We start from the raw sequence: 1,202 nt of genomic DNA, 5'->3' as shown, positions 1-1,202 counted from the left end.
AGTTGCAGGAATTACGCTAGGCGCAATTACTCAACGATTTTGGACACAACACCGGACCCAACGGTGCGGCCACCTTCGCGGATCGCGAAGCGCAGGCCAGCTTCCATCGCGATTGGTGCGATCAGCTCAACGTTGAATTTCAGGTTGTCACCAGGCATCACCATTTCGGTGCCCGCTGGCAGCTCAACAGTGCCGGTCACGTCAGTGGTCCGGAAGTAGAACTGTGGACGGTAGTTCGCGAAGAATGGCGTGTGACGGCCACCTTCATCCTTGGTCAGGATGTAGGCTTCTGCTTCGAACTTGGTGTGTGGGTTCACGGAACCTGGGGCACAGAGAACCTGACCACGCTCAACAGCTTCACGGTCGATACCGCGCAGCAATGCGCCAACGTTGTCACCAGCTTCACCGCGATCCAGCAGCTTGCGGAACATTTCAACACCGGTACAGGTGGTGGTCTGGGTGTCTTTGATGCCAACGATTTCAATGCTGTCGCCAACATTGATTACGCCACGCTCAATACGGCCAGTCACAACAGTACCGCGACCAGAGATCGAGAACACGTCTTCGATTGGCATCAGGAACGGCTCATCAACAGCGCGTGGTGGCTGTGGGATGTAGCTGTCAACTGCGGCCATCAGCTCAGCAATTTTCTCTTTGCCGATGTTGTCGTCACGGTCTTCCAGAGCCGCCAGAGCCGAACCCGCAACGATTGGGATATCGTCACCTGGGTAGTCGTATTCGTTCAGCAGTTCGCGGATTTCCATTTCGACAAGCTCGAGCAGCTCTTCGTCGTCAACCTGGTCCACTTTGTTCATGAACACAACCATGGCAGGAATACCAACCTGGCGGCCCAGCAGGATGTGCTCGCGGGTCTGTGGCATTGGGCCATCAGCTGCGTTCACAACCAGGATCGCGCCGTCCATCTGCGCCGCACCGGTGATCATGTTTTTCACATAGTCAGCGTGGCCTGGGCAGTCGACGTGTGCGTAGTGACGGCCGTCGGTTTCATATTCCACGTGCGCGGTGGAGATGGTGATGCCACGGGCTTTTTCTTCAGGTGCGCCGTCGATTTCGTCGTACGCCTGGAACTCACCAAACTGCTTGGTGATCGCTGCGGTCAGCGTGGTTTTGCCGTGGTCAACGTGACCAATGGTGCCGATGTTGCAGTGCGGTTTACTGCGCTCAAACTTTTCCTTAGCCAT

At 56.2% G+C, this 1,202-nt stretch carries 1 protein-coding gene; it reads right to left on the bottom strand.

What is annotated here, in order from left to right:
• Positions 1-26 precede the first annotated feature (26 nt).
• A complete protein-coding gene (tuf, locus tag QOL67_RS22015; RefSeq protein WP_283428142.1) occupies positions 27-1,202 on the bottom strand; it encodes an elongation factor Tu in 1,176 nt (391 codons plus the stop codon).

Origin of the sequence: Shimia sagamensis, from assembly GCF_900182745.1 — a bacterium.
Classification (GTDB): domain Bacteria; phylum Pseudomonadota; class Alphaproteobacteria; order Rhodobacterales; family Rhodobacteraceae; genus Shimia; species Shimia sagamensis.
This window is presented reverse-complemented; position numbering and strand designations above follow the sequence as displayed.

Coding starts and splice junctions, on each gene's coding strand:
- tuf (WP_283428142.1), bottom strand. CDS start 1,202: ATGGCTAAGGAAAAGTTTGAGCGCAGTAAACCGCACTGCAACATCGGC.